Annotated in this window: 20 protein-coding genes and 1 other annotated feature; of the genes, 19 read left to right on the top strand and 1 reads right to left on the bottom strand. The window is 33.7% G+C overall.

Annotated elements, in window-relative coordinates; all coding sequences use genetic code 11:
* Positions 1-87: 87 nt before the first annotated feature.
* The 17 genes from radA to mprF all read left to right on the top strand — a co-directional run bounded on the left by radA (position 88) and on the right by mprF (position 15951).
* Positions 88-1458, top strand: coding sequence for a DNA repair protein RadA (radA, locus tag AC1RPG_RS06850; protein ID WP_409021546.1), 1371 nt, complete (start codon positions 88-90; stop codon positions 1456-1458).
* Positions 1459-1474: 16 nt separating this feature from the next.
* Positions 1475-2587 (top strand): PIN/TRAM domain-containing protein, encoded by a 1113-nt coding sequence (locus AC1RPG_RS06845; protein WP_481761889.1) that lies wholly within the window; start codon positions 1475-1477, stop codon positions 2585-2587.
* Between the two features lie 128 nt (positions 2588-2715).
* Positions 2716-4209, top strand: coding sequence for a glutamate--tRNA ligase (gltX, locus tag AC1RPG_RS06840; RefSeq protein WP_481761890.1), 1494 nt, complete (start codon positions 2716-2718; stop codon positions 4207-4209).
* 258 nt (positions 4210-4467) lie between these two features.
* Complete coding sequence (gene cysS, locus AC1RPG_RS06835) at positions 4468-5877, top strand: cysteine--tRNA ligase (protein ID WP_481761915.1); 1410 nt, start codon at positions 4468-4470, stop codon at positions 5875-5877.
* Entirely contained in the window at positions 5877-6299 is a 423-nt protein-coding gene (locus AC1RPG_RS06830; RefSeq protein WP_409021543.1) for a Mini-ribonuclease 3, read from the top strand. The genes cysS and AC1RPG_RS06830 overlap by 1 nt, the downstream gene beginning before the upstream one ends.
* Positions 6280-7038 carry a 23S rRNA (guanosine(2251)-2'-O)-methyltransferase RlmB gene (rlmB, locus tag AC1RPG_RS06825; protein ID WP_481761891.1) on the top strand — a complete coding sequence of 253 codons (759 nt, stop codon included), beginning with the start codon at positions 6280-6282 and terminating at the stop codon, positions 7036-7038. The genes AC1RPG_RS06830 and rlmB overlap by 20 nt, the downstream gene beginning before the upstream one ends.
* Positions 7039-7040: 2 nt before the next feature.
* Positions 7041-7565 (top strand): NYN domain-containing protein, encoded by a 525-nt coding sequence (locus AC1RPG_RS06820; protein WP_481761892.1) that lies wholly within the window; start codon positions 7041-7043, stop codon positions 7563-7565.
* 68 nt (positions 7566-7633) lie between these two features.
* The gene (locus AC1RPG_RS06815; protein WP_481761893.1) at positions 7634-8242 is read left to right on the top strand and encodes an RNA polymerase sigma factor; all 609 of its coding nucleotides are present in this window, start codon (positions 7634-7636) and stop codon (positions 8240-8242) included.
* Between the two features lie 121 nt (positions 8243-8363).
* Complete coding sequence (gene rpmG, locus AC1RPG_RS06810) at positions 8364-8513, top strand: 50S ribosomal protein L33 (RefSeq protein ID WP_057974231.1); 150 nt, start codon at positions 8364-8366, stop codon at positions 8511-8513.
* A gap of 10 nt (positions 8514-8523) precedes the next feature.
* Positions 8524-8703 carry a preprotein translocase subunit SecE gene (secE, locus tag AC1RPG_RS06805; RefSeq protein WP_057974232.1) on the top strand — a complete coding sequence of 60 codons (180 nt, stop codon included), beginning with the start codon at positions 8524-8526 and terminating at the stop codon, positions 8701-8703.
* Positions 8704-8818: 115 nt separating this feature from the next.
* Positions 8819-9370: a transcription termination/antitermination protein NusG gene (gene nusG, locus AC1RPG_RS06800; RefSeq protein WP_409022813.1), complete on the top strand. Its 552-nt coding sequence runs from the start codon at positions 8819-8821 to the stop codon at positions 9368-9370.
* 32 nt (positions 9371-9402) lie between these two features.
* Positions 9403-10260 carry an alpha/beta hydrolase gene (locus AC1RPG_RS06795; protein WP_481761894.1) on the top strand — a complete coding sequence of 286 codons (858 nt, stop codon included), beginning with the start codon at positions 9403-9405 and terminating at the stop codon, positions 10258-10260.
* Positions 10261-10374: 114 nt separating this feature from the next.
* Positions 10375-10800: a 50S ribosomal protein L11 gene (rplK, locus tag AC1RPG_RS06790; protein ID WP_409021537.1), complete on the top strand. Its 426-nt coding sequence runs from the start codon at positions 10375-10377 to the stop codon at positions 10798-10800.
* Between the two features lie 105 nt (positions 10801-10905).
* Positions 10906-11589: a 50S ribosomal protein L1 gene (gene rplA, locus AC1RPG_RS06785; RefSeq protein ID WP_409021536.1), complete on the top strand. Its 684-nt coding sequence runs from the start codon at positions 10906-10908 to the stop codon at positions 11587-11589.
* A gap of 63 nt (positions 11590-11652) precedes the next feature.
* Positions 11653-11768 (top strand) — a sequence feature (ribosomal protein L10 leader region).
* 34 nt (positions 11769-11802) lie between these two features.
* The gene (gene rplJ / locus AC1RPG_RS06780) at positions 11803-12309 is read left to right on the top strand and encodes a 50S ribosomal protein L10 (protein ID WP_481761895.1); all 507 of its coding nucleotides are present in this window, start codon (positions 11803-11805) and stop codon (positions 12307-12309) included.
* A 69-nt stretch (positions 12310-12378) separates the two neighbouring features.
* The gene (gene rplL / locus AC1RPG_RS06775; RefSeq protein WP_409021534.1) at positions 12379-12747 is read left to right on the top strand and encodes a 50S ribosomal protein L7/L12; all 369 of its coding nucleotides are present in this window, start codon (positions 12379-12381) and stop codon (positions 12745-12747) included.
* A 594-nt stretch (positions 12748-13341) separates the two neighbouring features.
* Positions 13342-15951, top strand: coding sequence for a bifunctional lysylphosphatidylglycerol flippase/synthetase MprF (mprF, locus tag AC1RPG_RS06770; RefSeq protein WP_481761896.1), 2610 nt, complete (start codon positions 13342-13344; stop codon positions 15949-15951).
* Positions 15952-16226: 275 nt separating this feature from the next.
* Here mprF and AC1RPG_RS06765 read toward each other — a convergent pair whose 3' ends face one another.
* Positions 16227-16865 carry a DUF998 domain-containing protein gene (locus tag AC1RPG_RS06765; RefSeq protein WP_481761897.1) on the bottom strand — a complete coding sequence of 213 codons (639 nt, stop codon included), beginning with the start codon at positions 16863-16865 and terminating at the stop codon, positions 16227-16229.
* A 243-nt stretch (positions 16866-17108) separates the two neighbouring features.
* Between AC1RPG_RS06765 and AC1RPG_RS06760 the strand changes: the two genes are divergently transcribed.
* Together AC1RPG_RS06760 and AC1RPG_RS06755 are read left to right on the top strand one after the other, a co-directional pair.
* Positions 17109-18449 (top strand): hemolysin family protein, encoded by a 1341-nt coding sequence (locus AC1RPG_RS06760; protein WP_481761898.1) that lies wholly within the window; start codon positions 17109-17111, stop codon positions 18447-18449.
* Positions 18450-18624: 175 nt separating this feature from the next.
* Entirely contained in the window at positions 18625-19161 is a 537-nt protein-coding gene (locus tag AC1RPG_RS06755) for a DUF1648 domain-containing protein (RefSeq protein ID WP_481761899.1), read from the top strand.
* The last annotated feature ends 47 nt before the right edge of the window (positions 19162-19208 follow it).

The raw sequence follows: 19208 nt of genomic DNA, 5'->3' as shown, positions 1-19208 counted from the left end.
TTAAGAATTTCAATTGAAATTACAGGTTGTCGTTTATGTGATAAAATATTAACAATAGAATTTATAATGAAAGGGTGGGGAGTTTGTATGGCAAAAGTAAAAACGCAATTTGTATGTCAAAACTGTGGATACACCTCACCAAAGTATTTGGGTCGTTGCCCTAACTGTAACGAATGGAACACGATGGTAGAAGAGCGTGAACAATCACAAAAAGCAGATCGTAAAGCTCGTGTCAGTTTTACTGGAGCTTCTGTTAAACCAGAACTATTAGATGATATCTCAATGGCAGAACAAGAACGTGTTGAAACTGAGTTAGGTGAATTAAATCGTGTTCTTGGTGGTGGTGTTGTACCCGGGTCATTAGTTTTAATTGGTGGTGATCCAGGCATTGGTAAATCAACATTACTTTTACAAGTTTCTGGTCAACTAAGCCAAACTGGCGGAACTGTCTTATATGTTTCTGGTGAAGAAAGTGCTGTTCAGATTAAAATGCGTGCACAGCGCCTCGGTGTTGGAGGTCAGAAATTTTATCTTTACCCTGAAACAGATATGGGTAATATTCGTCAAAATATTGAGACATTAAATCCTGATTACGTAGTCATTGACTCAATTCAAACAATGCAAGAACCAGAAATGTCTGCTGCAGTTGGCAGTGTTTCTCAAATTCGAGAAGTAACTGCTGAATTATTACAAATTGCTAAAACGAATGGTATTACGATTTTTATTGTTGGACATGTAACAAAAGGTGGTGCAATTGCTGGTCCCAAAATTTTGGAACATATGGTTGATACAGTCCTTTATTTTGAAGGAGATATGCATCACACGTTCCGTATTTTACGCGCTGTTAAAAACCGATTTGGTTCAACAAATGAAATTGGAATTTTTGATATGCGTGAAGGTGGGTTATTTGAAGTTGCAAACCCATCAGAAATTTTCTTAGAAGAACGTTTGGCTGGCGCAACAGGTTCTGCTATTGTTGTATCTATGGAAGGAACACGACCTATTTTGGTTGAAGTTCAAGCATTAATCACACCAACAGTTTACGGAACGGCGAAGCGTACAACTACAGGGCTTGATCACAATCGTGTGTCATTAATAATGGCCGTTCTTGAAAAACGTGCAAGTTTATTATTACAGAACCAGGATGCTTATCTTAAGGCGGCTGGTGGCGTAAAATTAGATGAACCAGCTATTGATTTAGCGATTGCTGTTAGTATTGCGTCAAGTTATCGAGATAAAGAAACAGACCCTGCAGACAGTTTTGTAGGTGAAATTGGATTGACTGGTGAAATTCGACGTGTTAATCGGATTGAACAACGGGTTGCTGAAGCACAAAAGCTTGGATTTAAACGAATTTTTATTCCTAAAAATAATTTATCAGGATGGACACCACCTAAAGGAATTACAGTTGTTGGTGTTGCTACACTAAGCGAAGCACTAAAAGTAGTGTTTAGTTAGAAAGGAGGAGTTGTCAATGCGTAGAAATATTATTAAAGGTGTTGTTGCACTAGTCGGCGGTGGAATTGGTGTTAGTTTGCTACCACTTTTTTGGAAATTAGTGAGTATTGCGGAGATTGGTATATTAAATAATAGTGTTGTTAATTTTTTAATAGGTGTCGGTTTAGCTCTTATTCTATCTTTATTTATCATAACGCCACTAGAAAAATTACTGGCAAATATTGAAAATTATTTAACTAATCAAAGCCCAATGATGCTACTAACAGCGAGTGTTTCAACTATTGTTGGTATGGTTATTGCAATTTTAATCTCAACACCATTCTATCGATCAGAAATATGGCTATTGAACACAATTGTACCCGTTTTGTTACTATTTTTACTTGGATACTTGGGTTTTGTTATAGGAACTAATCGTTTGGAGGATTGGCGTAAATTATTTGCATCAAAAAATAAGAAAAGTGATGTCGTTGAAAGTAGTTTACTAGACCGTAATGTCAATGATAATTATCATGAATATAAAATATTAGATACAAATATCTTAATTGATGGCCGGATTTATGATTTGATTAAAACTGGCTTTATTGAAGGAACATTATTAGTTCCTAATTTTGTTTTATATGAACTCCAATATATTGCAGATTCAGCTGATAGTATCAAACGTGTTCGGGGTCGTAGAGGATTAGATATTTTAAATAAACTTCAAGATGAAAAAATCATGCCGATTGAAATGTATGAAGGTGATTTTGAAGAAATTGAAGAAGTAGATAGTAAGTTAATTAAATTAGCTAAAACGATTGATGGGGTTATTGTCACAAATGATTTTAATTTAAACAAAGTTAGCGAATTTCAAAATGTCCAGATTTTGAATGTAAATGCACTAGCTAAATCATTGAAACCTCGGGTTATTCCTGGAGAACAATTACATGTTATGGTAATAAAAAATGGTTCTGAGCGTCAACAAGGTGTTGCTTATTTGGATGATGGAACAATGGTTGTCGTGGAAGAAGGAAAGTATTTCCTAAACAAATCAATTGACGTTGTCGTTACAAGTGCACTTCAAACGGATGCTGGAAGAATGATTTTTGCAAAACCATTACATTCAATGAAAAAAATAAACGATAAGAAATAAAGTCAATACTAAGATTATTGGCTTTATTTTTTATCCGATTCATTGTAAACTAGATTAGTTGAATAAAGCCTTAAATAAACGGTTTATATCGTAGTAACTAAATACAGAAAAAAGAAAGAGGCGTTATCATGGCTAAAAATAAAATTCGTGTCAGATATGCACCAAGTCCAACTGGACATTTACACATTGGAAATGCTCGTACCGCTCTATTTAATTACTTATTTGCGAGAAGTCAAAAGGGTACTTTTGTTATCCGTATTGAAGATACTGATACAAAGAGAAATATTGCTGATGGTGAACGCAGCCAACTAGATAACTTAAAATGGTTAGGCATGGATTGGGATGAAGGTCCTGACAAACCAGGAGAATTTGGTCCTTATCGTCAATCAGAACGTAAAGATATCTATTTACCATTAATCCAAGAATTAGTGGATAAAAATTTAGCTTACGAGTCATATAAAACAGAAGATGAACTCGAAGCAGACCGTGATGCTCAAAAAGCACGTAATGAAATGCCACATTATGAATACGAATATGCAGGTATGTCTGATGATGAGATTACTGCTAAAATTGCAGAGTCAAAAGCTGCCGGTTTAACACCTGTTATTCGTTTCCGTGTTCCAGCAAACAAAAAATACGAATTTAAAGATATTGTTAAAGGTGAAATTACCTTTGATTCCAATACTATTGGTGGCGATTTTGTTATTCAAAAACGTGATGGTATGCCAACATATAACTTTGCTGTTGTTGTTGATGATCACTTGATGGAAATTACGCATGTTCTTCGTGGGGATGACCATATTGCCAATACGCCTAAGCAATTGATGATTTATGAAGCATTTGGCTGGGATGCACCTATCTTTGGACATATGACATTAATTATCAATACAGAAACAGGAAAAAAATTAAGTAAACGTGATGAAAATGTTCTCCAATTCATTGAACAATATCGTGAATTAGGCTACTTGCCAGAAGCTATGGTAAACTTCATTACCTTATTAGGCTGGTCACCAGTTGGCGAAAGTGAAATTTTCTCTCGCCAAGAATTGATTAAAATGTTTGATCCTAAACGTTTAAGCAAGTCACCAGCTTCATTTGATGGTAAAAAATTAGAATGGATTAATAATCAATATATTAAAACAGCTGATGAAGATAAAGTAATGGATTTGGCTTTACGTCAATTAATTCAAGATGGTAAAATTGAAGCTGATCCAAGTGCAGAAAGAATTGAATGGGCTCGTAAATTAATTAGCCTTTATAAGCAACAAATGTCATATACAGGTCAAATTACTGAAATGGCAGAAGTATTTTTAAGCGAACCACCTGTTCTTGATGATGAAGCAAAGGCAGAGTTAGCTGTTGAAACAGCACCAACAGTTTTAAAAGAATTTGCTGAACGCATTAAAACGATTGATATTTTTGATGCTGTTGCTATCCAAGCAACAATTAAATCAATTCAAAAAGATACAAAAATTAAAGGTCGTCAATTATATATGCCAATCCGTATTGCAACAACGCGTGAAATGCATGGACCAGAACTACCAGCATCAATCGAATTGCTTGGTCGTGAAAAAGCATTAGCTCATTTGAACAAAACGTTAGAAGAAATGAATACAAAATAATTTTTGATAAGAGAGAGTAACAACTTATTGGCGTTTTTTAGAAAGTTTTCGGTGATGTGAGAAAACAAACGTTAGTTGTGAAGTGCCTCTTTAAAATGCTATGATGAACAAAGTAATTATAGTCGTGTAATGAACGTTAACTCATTGTTGGATGTAGGTTCACTACATCTTAAGGAGTGGAACAACGTTGAAGACGTCTTTTATAAGTATATAAAAGACGTCTTTTTTTAACAAAAAGATTAAATGGCGGGTGATAAAATGATTTCAATTTATAATACATTAACGAATCAAAAAGAGGTTTTTAAACCACTTGTGTCTGGGAAAGTTAGTATGTACGTTTGCGGGCCAACCGTTTATAACTATATTCATATTGGAAATGCGCGAAGTGCTATTGCGTTTGATACAATTCGTCGATATTTTGAATATCGTCATTTTAAAGTTAACTATGTATCTAATTTTACAGATGTTGATGATAAAATGATCAAAGCTGCTAAAGAAGACCATATAACAGTTCAACAATTAGCCGATAAGTTTATTGCTGCTTTCATGGAAGATACCAAGGCATTGGCGATTGAACCAGCAACTAAAAATCCAAAGGCGACAGAAAATATTGATGATATCATTCAATTTATATTAAATTTAATTGATAAAGGTTATGCTTATGTATCTGATGGGGATGTTTATTTTAGAACGCGTAAATCTCCAGATTATGGTAAATTATCTGATCAAAATATCAACGAATTAGAACAAGGTGCCAGTCAGCATGTTGATACTGAAGAAACGGCTCGAAAAGAAGATGAAATTGATTTTGCACTTTGGAAATCAGTCAAAAATGATGATCTTTCTTGGAACTCTCCATTTGGTAAGGGCCGTCCGGGTTGGCACATTGAGTGTTCTGTAATGGCAACAAAATACCTAGGTCCAACGATTGATATTCATGGTGGTGGACAGGATTTAATGTTTCCACATCATGAAAATGAAATCGCTCAAAGTGAAGCTGAAACGGGTCAAAAATTTGCTAACTATTGGATGCATAATGGATTTGTAACAATTGGTGAAAATGATGAAAAAATGAGTAAATCACTAGGTAATTTTGTTACGGTGCATGATATGATTAAAGAAGTCAATCCACAAGTTATCCGTTTCTTTATGGCAACAACGCATTACCGCCGTCCAATTCAGTATAGCCAAGCGAATATTGATGAAGCGACTAATAATTTAAATAAATTGAAAACAGCATTTGATAACTTAACTTATCGATTGAACGATGCTATTTCAGGAGAAAATAAATTAATAGAAAATCAAATTAATGAGAGCTTATCCAATTTTGAAACTGCTATGGATGATGATTTTAATTCACAAAATGGTATTGCAGTTATCTATGATTTAGCTAAGAAAATGAATGTCTATTCTGAAAACAAACAAGTGGAACGAGATTCAATTAATCACTTGTTAGAAATTTTTAAAGAAATGACATCAGTTTTTGGATTAGCTTTTGGACAAGTAGCTGATGCTCTAGATATCAGAGTTGAAAAATTAATTGCACAAAGAATAGAAGCTAAGAAACAAAAAGATTTTCAAAAAAGCGATGAAATTCGAGATCAACTTGCAGCAGAAGGAATTATTTTGGAAGACACACCACAAGGAACTAGATGGAGAAAAGACTAATGGAAAATAATGCAGATTATCAACAAATGAATGGGATTGCGTTAGCTTATATGGGCGATGGTATTTATGAAGTATTTGTTCGTAAACACTTACTTGTACAAGGACTTACAAGACCAACTCAATTACACCATCAAGCAACACATTATGTATCAGCCAAAGCACAAGCTTTCTTGATAGATAAAATGACAGAAAATAATATTTTAACTGAAGAAGAAATAGACTACTTTAAACGTGGACGTAATGCTAAAAGTCATACTTCAGCTAAAAATACATCAGTAATAACGTATCGTATTTCAACTGGATTTGAAGCATTGTTTGGCTACTTATTTTTGAGTAATCAAAACGATAGATTGGCCGAATTGGCAAAATGGTGTATTAACACCGTTGAAAAGGAGAACTTAAATGGGACAACCAAGAAGTAGTGAAGAGGCTGGCGATTTTATTATTGGTCGTCACCCTGTAGAAGCAGCGTTAAAAAGTAATCAATCAATTAACAAATTATTTTTACAAACTGGATTAAAATCAGATGTTTTAAGTGGTATTGAACAGTTAGCTAAGAAAAAAGGTATTATCACACAACTAGTTCCTAAAAGTAAATTAGATTTATTATCAGATCAACAAAATCACCAAGGCGTTATTGTAGCAGTTGCCGCATTTGAATATGCAACTATTGAAGATCTTTTCAAAAGTGCAGCTGATAAAGATGAACCACCATTTTTCCTTATTTTAGATAATGTTGAAGATCCACATAACTTAGGATCAATTATGAGAACAGCCGATGCTGCGGGTGTACATGGAATTATTATTCCAAAACGTCGCGCAGTCGGTTTAACGTCAACAGTTGCTAAGACGTCAACAGGTGCAATTGAATATATGCCAGTTGCTCGCGTAACTAATTTGGTAAATACTGTAAATGAATTGAAAAAGGCCGGATTATGGGTCTTCGGAACAGATATGGATGGACAAGATTATCGTGAATGGGATGCTAAAGGACCCACAGCCCTCGTAATTGGTAACGAAGGTAAAGGTATTTCACCGTTATTGAAAAAAGCTTGTGATGGTATGTTGACTATTCCAATGGTTGGACACGTTCAAAGTTTAAACGCCAGTGTCGCAGCCAGTTTACTTATTTATCAAGGATTTACTTCTAGGGGTAAATAATAATGAAAAAGCAAATTTTGGTTGTAGATGCCTATAATATGATTGGTAATTGGCCAGAATTAAATCGATTGAAACAATCAGAGCGACTTGATGAAGCACGTGACTTGCTACTGCACAAATTATCAAATTATCATAAACAGATTGACTCTCGGTTAATCGTTGTCTTTGATGCAATGTATGTTCCAGGACTATCAAAGAGTTATACAAAATATGGATTAGAGATTATTTGGACAGCAGAGGGTCAGACGGCTGATAGTTATATTGAAGCAATGATAGGTGAGTTACAGACTAAACTCACACAGGTAACTGTTGCAACGAGTGATCAAGCAGAACAGTGGACTATTTTCTCACAAGGTGCATTAAGAATTCCTGCATGGGAGTTATACAAAGACATTAATGAATCTAAAAAAGAAGTTGCTCAACAAGCCAAAAAATATCAAACGGAGGCATCGGTTCGTCGTTCACCATGGGACTCAGAACAATTAGATAGTCTGGCTGAATTGCGTGATCACCTATCACATGACTAAGCAACTGTTGTAATCAGTCATTATGTTTGGTATATTGAAAAATGGAGACCCGGATATGGAGAGTCTACTTGTTAGATGAAACTTACCGGAGTACTGAAAACGAAACAGATTTTCAATTGATTTGCCAAATTAAATTAGGTGCAGAACATAAATTTGAACCGTTATTTGAACGATATCGTCCAATGGTTTATTCGATGATTCGTAAATACTATCTAAAATTATGGGATACTGAAGATTTTTTACAAGAGGCTAGAGCTGTTTGTTTTAAAGCATTAAAAAATTACCAACCGAACAAAGGAATTACGTTTGGACAGTATTTTAAAACCAGTCTATCGAATTGTATTTTTAGTTTAATTCGCAAACAATCAGCGACTAAAAGGCTGTCTGATGCGAACTCGCATTCTTTGGAACGATATGAAGAAACTTATGGTGAATGTGAACGGCCTTCGTTTTATTGTGAGATATTGGCAGATGACAGAATTATCCTTCAAGAAAAATTGGATGATTTTGAATTGAAATTGTCAGAGTTAGAAAGAAGTACTTTTGTTTTACTTTATTATCAAATGAAAAAGCCAGAAGAAATTGCGCTTATTTTAGAGTGCGATATGAAAAAGGTATTAGGATCTATCTCAAGGTGTAAGAGTAAGCTTGGGTTATTTTTTAAAGAAAATCGATAATTAGGAAAGAAAGAAAAGAGGGTGGTTCCTTTTTTCTTTCTTTTAATGTAAAATGAGTGTATTCTTTAAAAATGTTAGTCGAAGTTAGCGTTAGTTAACTTTACATTAAGGAGAAAAAGTCATGGCACAAAGAAAAGTAGCATTGGCTTGTATCGTTTGTGGCTCACGAAATTATATTGTAGCTGCAAAACCGAGCAGAACCGAACGCTTAGAAGTAAATAAATTTTGTAAATATTGTAATAAACATACGTTACATCGTGAAACAAAATAGGGGGATAGTTATGAGAAAAATTAATGCATTTCTTAAAAGTGTTATCGTAGAAATTAAAGCAACAACTTGGCCAACAGGTAAGGAACTACGTCGTGATACAACAACTGTTGTTGTAACTGCAATTATGTTTGCGATTTTCTTCTGGATTGTTGATTCAGGTGCTTCTGCATTCTTAACCCTATTTTCATAGAAGAATAGCTATTTAACTGATGTTTTGATATAATGACACAAGTGAGAAAACTTCGTTGATGCGGAGTTTTTTTTGTTTGAGAAAAATGAAGCTGATAATTTAAGGAGAGATATATATAATGGAATCAATCGAAAAAAGTTGGTATGTCTTACATACTTACTCTGGTTACGAAAATAAAGTTAAAACAAATATTGAATCACGTGCACAATCAATGGGTATGGAAGATTTTATTTTCCGTGTAGTTGTTCCTGAAGAAGAAGAACGTGAAGTTAAAAATGGTAAAGAAAAAACAGATATGAAGAAAACATTCCCTGGATATGTTTTAGTTGAGATGGGTATGTCAGATGAATCATGGTATGTTGTTCGTAATACACCAGGCGTAACTGGGTTCGTTGGTTCTCATGGGGCCGGAAGTAAACCAGCACCACTATTACCTGAAGAAGTAGAATTGATTCTTCGTCGTTTGGGTATGAGTGCTCGTCATCAAGAATTGGACATTGAAATTGGTGAATCTGTCACAATTATTGAAGGTGCATTTGCTAACCTTATCGGTAAAGTAACGGAAATTGATAATGAAAAATTAAAACTTAAAGTTGATATTGATATGTTTGGTCGTGAAACAAGTACAGAATTGAACTTTGATCAAGTAGATAAATTATTAGGCTAGGGTGATAACTCACAAAAGTAGAAGGTGATTTAATGACTAAGGGACTTTTGAAGATAGGCTTGTTAGGTCTAGGAGCAGGCACAAGTTTTTTCATTGGGAATAAATTTAGACGATTAGGGCATGTTTCAATTGATGCCTCTGATCCAATTGTACCTAGCGACAAGATGACCCCAACACTATTTGTTCACGGTTATAGTGGTAATCGACTTTCTTTTGGCCCAATGATTGCCCGTTTTGAACGAGCAGGCTATGGTCGTAAAGATATGGTTATCATAGTTGATGATAATGGTAGTTTACATGTTGAAGGTCAATTAAGATCTGCGCAACCATTCATTCAAGTTTTATTTAAAAATAATATAGCTCCTGTTGAAAAACAAAGCTTATGGTTACATTATATTATGCAATTTTTATATGGCGCTTATGCCATTGAAAAGGTCGATTTTGTTGGGCATTCAATGGGTAGTGTCAGTATATTACGCTATATGACAGAATACAGAGATATGACTGATGTCCCAATGGTGGCACATGCCATTTCAATTGGTGCACCATACAATGATCATAATGTAGCACAAAATACGCCTATCATTGAAGATTTATTTTTAACTGATAAAGGTCCAGTGGAAACGACTTCACTCTACCAGTATTTTGAAAAGGCAATGCAGCATCTACCGGAGAATTTACAATTTTTAAATATTGCTGGCGATTTGAAAAATGGCAATGATGGCGCTGTTTCCATTAATAGTGTTTTATCACTTCGCTATTTAGTTGAAAATCAGCTTAATTATCAGGAACTTATTGTGAGCGGTCGAAGAGCAGCACACAGATTATTACATGAAAATAAACGAGTTGATGAATCAATTTACACATTTTTATGGAAAAAGCATAAATAAGATTGCGTGGAACCCATCTGGGTGTTATATTATATTAGTATGTTCTGCATACAGTGGGAGGAGAAATTTATATCTCCATTTACCACGCACGGATTTTACAAGGAGGTATGTCACGTGGCTAAAACAGTAGCAAACGTCGTTAAATTACAAATTCCAGCAGGGAAAGCAACTCCTGCTCCACCGGTTGGTCCTGCATTAGGACAAGCTGGTATTAATATCATGGGCTTTACAAAGGAATTCAATGCACGTACAGCTGACCAAGCTGGTATGTTAATTCCCGTTGTAATTAGTGTTTACGAAGATCGTTCATTCGATTTCGTTACAAAAACACCACCCGCAGCAGTTCTTTTAAAGAAAGCTGCAGGCGTTGAAAGTGGTTCTGGCGAACCTAACACTAAAAAAGTTGCAACAGTAACTAGTGCTCAAGTTCAACAAATCGCTGAAACTAAAATGCAAGATCTAAACGCTTCAGGTGTTGAATCTGCAATGCGCATGATCGAAGGAACTGCACGAAGCATGGGATTCGTTGTAGAAGGTTAATTCCTAACTACAAACACGCTTCTCGGTCGGATACTCTATGAAAATAGATGTATCAAGTGGGAGGTTTATCCGTTAGACCACATATTGCAAGGAGGAAAATTCAAGATGGCTAAAAAAGGTAAAAATTATCAAGACGCTTTAAAACAAGTTGAAGAAGGTAAAAACTATTCAATTACTGATGCAATCGCATTAGCTAAGAAAATGGACTTTGCTAAGTTTGACGCTACAATTGAACTTGCTTACAACTTAAACTTAGATACAAAACAAGCAGACCAACAATTACGTGGGGCTGTTGTACTTCCAAATGGTACTGGTAAAGACCAAACTGTTGTTGTATTCGCTAAAGGCGATAAAGCTAAAGCTGCACTTGCAGCCGGCGCTGACGTTGTTGGTGATGATGACTTGGTTGAACGTATTTCTGGTGGCTGGTTAGATTTTGATGTTGCTATTGCAACACCAGATATGATGGCCCAAGTTGGACGTTTAGGCCGTGTCTTAGGACCTAAAGGTTTAATGCCTAATCCTAAAACAGGTACTGTTACAATGGACGTTGAAAAAGCAGTTTCAGAATCTAAAGCCGGCAAGGTAACTTACCGTACTGATAGAGATGGAAATGTTCATGTTCCAATTGGTAAAGTATCATTTGATGATGCAGCATTAATTGGTAACTTTGATGTTATCAACGATGTTATTGTTAAAGCTCGCCCATCATCAGTTAAGGGTGGCTATATCAAACATTTATCTGTTGCTACAACATTTGGTCCAAGCTTAAACTTGGCTCAAAACTAATATTAGATAATTAAATTTCTTTAGTTGACCCATATATCTAACTGTGTTAAATTTATGGAAGTCAATTAATTTATGATTCTACCGAAGACTCAGGTGGCGCAAGCCTTAATTTACCTGCCGAGGAGTGAAGTATTACTCTCTCTGTGTCTTGGTGGACACGGAGTTTTTTTATTGTAAAAAAGCTCTGACACGACTACAGGAGGTGAATCAATTATGAGTAAAGAATTTATCGCACAAAAAGCATTAATTGTGGATGAAGTAACTGAAAAATTCAATAACGCTGCATCTGCAGTTGTTGTGGATTACCGTGGTTTAACGGTTGAACAAGTGACTGCATTACGTAAGGAATTACGCGAAGCAGGCGTTGAAATGAAAGTTATCAAAAACAAGATTTTAGTACGTGCTGCTGAAAAAGCAGGGTATGAAGGTATGGAAGAAGTATTTTCTGGACCTACTGCAGTCGCATTTTCTAGCGAAGATGTTGTTGCACCTGCACGTATTATGGCTAATTTTGCTAAGACTGCTGAAGCACTTAGCATTAAAGGTGGTGTCATTGAAGGTAAAGTTGCAACGTTAGAAGAAATTAACGCTCTTGCTACATTACCTAGTCGTGATGGCTTACTTTCAATGTTACTTTCAGTATTACAAGCACCTGTTCGCAACGTTGCTTATGCAATTAACGCTGTTGCAGAAAGTAAAGACGAAGAACCTGCTGCTTAATACTTAGCATCTATGATCGGTACCTAAAGGTACACACAAAATCGTACACATAAAATGGAGGATACACACATGTCATTAGATACAGAAAAAATCATTGCTGATTTAAAAGAAGCAAGCATTTTAGATTTAAACGACTTAGTTAAAGCAATCGAAGAAGAATTCGGTGTTTCAGCTGCTGCTCCTGTAGCTGCTGCTGGCGCTGGTGCTGGCGAAGCTGCTGCTGAAAAATCAGAATTTACTGTTGAATTAACAGAAGCTGGCGACCAAAAAGTTAAAGCTATCAAAGCCGTTCGCGAAATTACAGGTTTAGGCCTTAAAGACGCTAAAGGTTTAGTTGATAACATTCCATCAGTTATCAAAGAAGGTATTTCTAAAGACGAAGCTGAAGCAATGAAAGCTTCTTTAGAAGAAGTTGGCGCAGTAGTTACTCTCAAATAATAATATTTTTATTTTTGAATAATTTTAAGCACGATGATTTCCAATTTATTGGAAATCATCGTGCTATTTTTTTGCAAAATGTTTGGTTATGTTAATAAATCGTGGTAAGGTATTTAAATAAACATATATCTGAAAAAATATTGAATAAAATGGACAAAATGTAGAGGGGGTAAGCTATAAACGAACATAATTAGAAGCGTCTATTTAAAGGATAGCGATAACTATTCCAATATTAGCGTTTGAAATCTCTTTAAAATTAGAAATTCGTCGAATTATTAATTAATGTTAAACTTTTTCTATATACATCATTAGTTATTTATTAATGTCCACAGTTTGGCATGATCACCAGCGCTTATTTAAAATTAGTTAGTATGTAGATAAAAGAGTTAATTTAGAAATAGTAACTAGATCGAAGCAAATTATTTTTATGGTGATGTTAGTTATTTTATACCAAATTTTACATAGACTACATTAATTTTATTAACGATATAGACTTTATTGTGAAATGAAGGTTACGTAGAACAAAAGAAAAAATAGTATTATATATTCCGGGGGGAGTATAAGTAACAAAAAATAAATCGGGGGATTCAAAAAATGAAAAAAATAATTAGTACGTGTAATGAATTTATTAAAAAAAGATTAACAGCAATTAAGCTTTTATTTGTTTTATCAGTTTTAATTTTTGTTATTATCCAAGTTGGACAAATATTTAAGGATATAAATGGTGAACAAGTTCAGCAAAGTTTTGAATCACAGTCAGTAAAATCCATTATATTAATGTTGGTAATTGGATTTATTGCTGTCCTTCCGATGATGATTTATGATTTTGTCATGGTTAAATTTTTACCAGAAAAGTATTCTTGGCGATACATTCTTCAAAGCGGTTGGATAACGAATACAATGACTAACATAGCAGGATTTGGTGGCCTACTAGGTGCATCACTTAGAGCTAATTTTTATAGTAAAAATGCGTCTAAAAAACAGGTGCTATTTGCTATATCAAAAATAGCATTATTTTTAGTTGCGGGTCTATCACTATATTGTTGGGTTTCTTTATTCATGATTTTTGGATTAAATATTGGACCACAATTCGGACAGTATTGGGTCTGGTTGTTATTAGGTGGCCTATATTTTCCAATTGTTTTTATTATTACAAAGACAAGAGATTCAGAATTTTTTGCAGATTTAACATTAGGTCGTGAACTAACGTTAATACTTGGCTCTTCCTTAGAATGGGGATCTGCTGGTTTATTTTTCATTTATATCGGATTTATGATGAATGTTGATACATCTAATTTAGTTGCTGTCTTCCCGTTATTTATTATCGCATCAATTATCGGTGTTATTTCAATGATTCCGGGTGGGTTAGGTTCTTTTGATGTCTTTATGATTTTAGGGTTACAAACATTAGGTGTACAGGATAGCACAGCTGTTATCTGGTTATTGTTTTATCGATTATTTTATTATATATTCCCATTCTTAGTGGGGGTATTATTATTCGTTAAAGATTCAGGACATCGTCTTAATGAGTACTTAAATGGACTACCAGTTATCTTACTCAGTAGAGTAGCACATTTTATACTTGTGTTATTTTTCTATATGACAGGTATCATCTTATTACTTGCTTCAACGGTTCCAGAATTTACATTTACTAATCCAATTATTAATTACTTATATCCTTATACCTTTTATTTCATTCATCAAATGAGTAATATTATACTTGCATTCTTAATGATTGGGATTGGTCGAGGTATTGAATCTAAAGTTAAACGTGTCTATTGGCCAATGATTATCTTTGTTGTCGTGGGTATTGCTAATACATTGTGGCATGATTTCTCAGTAACAATACTTATTTTCTTAACTATCATTCTCATTTGTGCACTATTATCTAAACCAATATTTTATCGTGAAAGATTTGAATATTCATGGGGCCGTTTATTAATTGATGGAAGTATATTTGCTGGAACATTCATTTTATACACAATCGTAGGATTCTATAACATGCCAGAATTCCACTTTAAGGGTAAAGTTCCAGATGTATTCTTATTTCCTTCAGAAAAGATATGGCTATCAGGATTCCTAGGTTTACTTTCTGCAGTTGTGGTGTTATGGATTGCATTTACGTACTTATCTGGTAAGGATAAACGATTTGGTAAGCAAGATTTTCCAGCAGATCGTGTTAAAAATGTAATTGATACTTATGGTGGTAATGAAGTCAGTCATCTTTCATTTTTAAAGGATAAAAATGTTTATTTCTATCAAAATGATGGACAGGACGAAGTATTTTTCCTTTATCAAAAAAAATCGAATAAATTAGTGGTTATGGGTGAACCTGTTGGTAATCATGAGTTTATTCGTGAAGCAATTAATCAATTTATTGTTGACGCAGATATTGAAGGATTAGAATTAGTTTTTTATGAAGTTGATGCGAAGTTAACAATGATGTTACATGAAGTTGGATTTGATTTCATTAAAACGGGTGAAGAAGGTTTTGTTAGAGTAGCTGAATTTGAATTGGCTGGTAAAAAAAGACGTTCTGAACGTGCTTTAATGAATAAATTTGAACGAGAAAACTATACATTTGCAATGATCGAGCCCCCTTATTCAAAGGAAACTATTCAAGAATTGAAAAAAATATCTGATAGTTGGCTGAATGGACAAGCTGAAAAAGGATTTTCTTTAGGATTTTTCGATGAATATTATCTTAATCAAGCGCCTATTGCTATTATTAATGATTCTGAGGGACATAAGGTTGCCTTTGCGACAATGATGCCAACCGGAAATAATAGGGTCTTATCGATTGATTTGATGAGATATAGTAGAGAAGAAGCGCCATCTGGTATTATGGATAAAATCTTTATTAGCCTTTTTCAACAAGCAAAAGAAGGCGGCTATGAATTATTCGATATGGGTATGGCACCATTGTCGAATGTAGGTGAATCTAAATTTAGTTTTGCGGAAGAAAAAATAGCTCATTTAATTTATGAATATGGGTATCATTTTTATGGTTTCCAGGGACTAAAGAAGTATAAAAATAAATATGTAACTAAATGGCAGCCAAAATATATTTCATTTAGGAAACGTAGTTCGATTGCCTTTACGTTATTACAGATTTTAGCAGTTGTAAATCAAAAAAAATCAGTAGATAAAAAGGATAGAATGCCTAGCCCTATAATGAAGTTTTTAATAAAGAATATTAGATAATATAGTATATTAAAAGGGTAGAGATATATATTATTTGAGACACCAAGACATAATTCCGGTAAAATATCGGAATTATGTCTTTTAATTTGCAAGAAATACGTTTGTTATGAAGCAAAAGAAACTCTAAATGTAGTGAACAAATAGTTAATTTAACGTACTTTTAGTCTGGAAACTGCGTATGATGATTGCTTTCTTACTCGATTATTTAGATATAAAAATGCCTCACAATTACTAGACTTATGTCTAATAATTGTGAGGCATTTCATTAATTAGTATTATCTTTTTTTAAACATATTTTTGATAGAGATTAATAAAAATGGCATATAGAGTAACCATAAATTTAAACGTTGCCACAAACCACGATAAGGAATTTTAAATTGTGAATCTGGCATAATTCTTGGATAAACAAATAAAAATTGAATTCCTAGTGAAATAATAAAGGCAACTAATAAAAGGGTTGTAATTAGTTTTTTACCTTGCTTTTGATAGAGTTTTAATAAAAAAAACATACTAATCAAAAGAGCGGTGTCGCCAATGCCTGACGAATAATTGTGGATCATACCCGTAATGCTTTGTGTATTTGATGTGAGTGCACGATCGAAAATTCCTGTTAAAAGACAATCGGTCATACTAAAAATAATTAACATAGCGGTAAACCAGCTGGCTAATTTTTTTGACGTACCTTTAAAATATTCATAGAAAGCTGGTGCTGAAAGTAAGAAAAGAAGTCCATTTATAACTTCCCAAACTTTAAATGCCATATGAGTTGGAACGCCAACTTCCCCAAAATCACTAATTAAATTAGTGAATTGCAAATAACCAGGTACAAATGGTGCTAATGCTAAAGGCAAAATCCACTCACTTATAACGGCAAGTGCCATTAAATAAAAACCATATTTCTTTAAAAAATTCATTATAGATCCCCAATTCTAATTATTTATATGATAATTTTATTATAACTTATTTAAGTAATAGTTGTTTACGAAAAGGCTAATTAAAAATGACACTTCTTAATTATAATTAAGATAATACCAAGATATATCGATTTAGATAGCCTTATTTTAGATATAATGATAAAGTGTTAACTAGTTTATGAACAATATTTTTGATATAATGGAAGTTAAGAAATTACAACAAATTGAAAGTAGGGTGTTACCTTGGATTCTGGTCCGGAAAATTATTTAGTGAATGTAATTGTTATTATCGCAATATTACTTTTGTCTGTGTTATTTACACTGACTGAGTATGCGTTGGTTCGTGTCCGTATTAGTGCATTGAAAGATATGTATGGGAAAAAGCCGCTTAAAAATATTAAGCGGGCTATTCATATGACGGAGAACCTAACGGAGTATCTGTCAACGGCCCAAGTTGGAATCACTTCAACTAGTTTGATTTTAGGTTGGATTGGTGAAAAAACAATAGCAGATGCGATTATACAATCAAATATATTACCCGCGGCTATGGCAAATGCTATTGCATCGGTTGCTGCAATTCTTATTTTTACTGTTATTCATGCTGTTTTTACTGATTTAGTACCTAAAAATATTGCAATTGCAGATCCATTGCCAGTATTATTATTTATTGTCCGTCCTATTATGTTTTTCCATATTGTGTTATACCCATTAATTTGGATTTTAGATCGTTCAGCAAATTGGATTACGCATTTGTTAGGTTATGAAGTTGAAAATGAAGAAGATATTTATTCGCAAACTGAAATTCTCTCATTATCTCGATTATCCGCAAATGCTGGTGAACTTGATGAAGAAGATTTAACATTCATGCGACGAGCATTTGATATGAATGATAAAGTGGCAGAAGATATCATGATTGACCGAACATCGATGGTTGCAGTAGACGTAGACGATTCAATTAGAAACGTTGTTAATTTATATTGGAGAACTAGATATTCAAGGTTCCCAGTTATTGCTAACAATGATAAAGATAAAGTTATCGGGTACGTTTATAGTTATGATTTATTGCGACAGGAAAAAATTGATAAGACAAATTTGATTTCAACAATTATGCGTGATATTCCGGCCGTTCAAGAAAATGCTGAAGTTCATAGTATTATGGATGTTATGGTATCTAAGAGAACACCAATCGTTATCGTCGTTAATGAGTATGGTGGGACTTCAGGGATTGTTACAGATAAAGATATCTATGAAGAATTATTTGGTGTTGTTAGAGAAGAATTTGATGATACGAATGACGATAATATAGTAGATATGGGAAACAATAAATTTAAAGTTTCAGGTAAAGTGACATTATATGATTTTGAAAGATATTTTGATACAACGCTTAAAGAAACGGAAGAAAGTGAAGCGGTGACGCTTACTGGATTTGTGCTTAATAATGACTCAAAATTTCGAGCTAATGATGAAATGAAAATTGCTAATTTTAATATTAAGGCATTGGACTATGAAAATGCTTATATTTCAGAATTTGAAGTAACTGTTTTACCAACAGATAAAAGAGTGATTAACAAAGTGAACGCTTAAAAAAATAGTATTTAGGGTTAGTTTTTAATTAGCTCTAAATGCTATTTTTTTTACTACATTACTGGTAAGGATTATAGCTTGCCAATTGGTAAAAGTAGTAACCATATTAATTTGAATCAAACGACTATTTCGAATTATTTAAAATGGTCACAATATCTGGTAGGAGGAGACAATTATGAAAAATAAAAGGAATATCAGCGCCATCTTATTTGGATTTGTTCCAATGATTATGGGAGTAGTTTTGTATCACAAATTACCCAATAAAATTCCGATTCACTGGAATATAGGTGGTAATATTGATCAGTATGGTGATAAAAATCTAGTTATTATTGGGTTCCCATTATTGATGATTTTAATCAATGTGGTGATAATGGTAATAGATAACACTAATCGTCAAAATAAGAAACTAGATACAGCTTTAATTTGGATTACGCCAATCTTATCAATACTTTTAGCAACAATGATATTTGCTACCGCGTTGGGACATCAGGTTAATATTATTAGCAGTGTTGCACTGATAGTGGGAACATTGCTGATCATCTTAGGAAACTATGCGCCTAAAACGGTTCCTAATAAATATACCAACTTTAGGATGAAGAAAATAACGCAGGATTCTAGTCATCGTGAGAAATTAAATCGTTTATCAGGTGTATGGATGGTCATTATAGGAATATTGATACTTTGTGCGGGAATAGTGGGAATGTTACTGTAATTGTAAAGTTAAAACTGTTAAATAAAAAATCCTTACTATCAGTTTTT

It is taken from the genome of Dellaglioa sp. CoH-57-MRSF-18, assembly GCF_056781995.1.
The sequence above is the reverse complement of the archived record's forward strand: the minus strand, read 5'-3'. Positions and strand labels throughout refer to the sequence as shown.

Coding starts and splice junctions, on each gene's coding strand:
- secE (WP_057974232.1), top strand. CDS start 8,524: ATGAGAAAAATTAATGCATTTCTTAAAAGTGTTATCGTAGAAATTAAA.
- radA (WP_409021546.1), top strand. CDS start 88: ATGGCAAAAGTAAAAACGCAATTTGTATGTCAAAACTGTGGATACACC.
- AC1RPG_RS06795 (WP_481761894.1), top strand. CDS start 9,403: ATGACTAAGGGACTTTTGAAGATAGGCTTGTTAGGTCTAGGAGCAGGC.
- AC1RPG_RS06765 (WP_481761897.1), bottom strand. CDS start 16,865: ATGAATTTTTTAAAGAAATATGGTTTTTATTTAATGGCACTTGCCGTT.
- rpmG (WP_057974231.1), top strand. CDS start 8,364: ATGGCACAAAGAAAAGTAGCATTGGCTTGTATCGTTTGTGGCTCACGA.
- rplL (WP_409021534.1), top strand. CDS start 12,379: ATGTCATTAGATACAGAAAAAATCATTGCTGATTTAAAAGAAGCAAGC.
- gltX (WP_481761890.1), top strand. CDS start 2,716: ATGGCTAAAAATAAAATTCGTGTCAGATATGCACCAAGTCCAACTGGA.
- AC1RPG_RS06830 (WP_409021543.1), top strand. CDS start 5,877: ATGGAAAATAATGCAGATTATCAACAAATGAATGGGATTGCGTTAGCT.
- AC1RPG_RS06820 (WP_481761892.1), top strand. CDS start 7,041: ATGAAAAAGCAAATTTTGGTTGTAGATGCCTATAATATGATTGGTAAT.
- rplJ (WP_481761895.1), top strand. CDS start 11,803: ATGAGTAAAGAATTTATCGCACAAAAAGCATTAATTGTGGATGAAGTA.
- rplA (WP_409021536.1), top strand. CDS start 10,906: ATGGCTAAAAAAGGTAAAAATTATCAAGACGCTTTAAAACAAGTTGAA.
- cysS (WP_481761915.1), top strand. CDS start 4,468: ATGATTTCAATTTATAATACATTAACGAATCAAAAAGAGGTTTTTAAA.
- rlmB (WP_481761891.1), top strand. CDS start 6,280: ATGGGACAACCAAGAAGTAGTGAAGAGGCTGGCGATTTTATTATTGGT.
- mprF (WP_481761896.1), top strand. CDS start 13,342: ATGAAAAAAATAATTAGTACGTGTAATGAATTTATTAAAAAAAGATTA.
- AC1RPG_RS06755 (WP_481761899.1), top strand. CDS start 18,625: ATGAAAAATAAAAGGAATATCAGCGCCATCTTATTTGGATTTGTTCCA.
- AC1RPG_RS06845 (WP_481761889.1), top strand. CDS start 1,475: ATGCGTAGAAATATTATTAAAGGTGTTGTTGCACTAGTCGGCGGTGGA.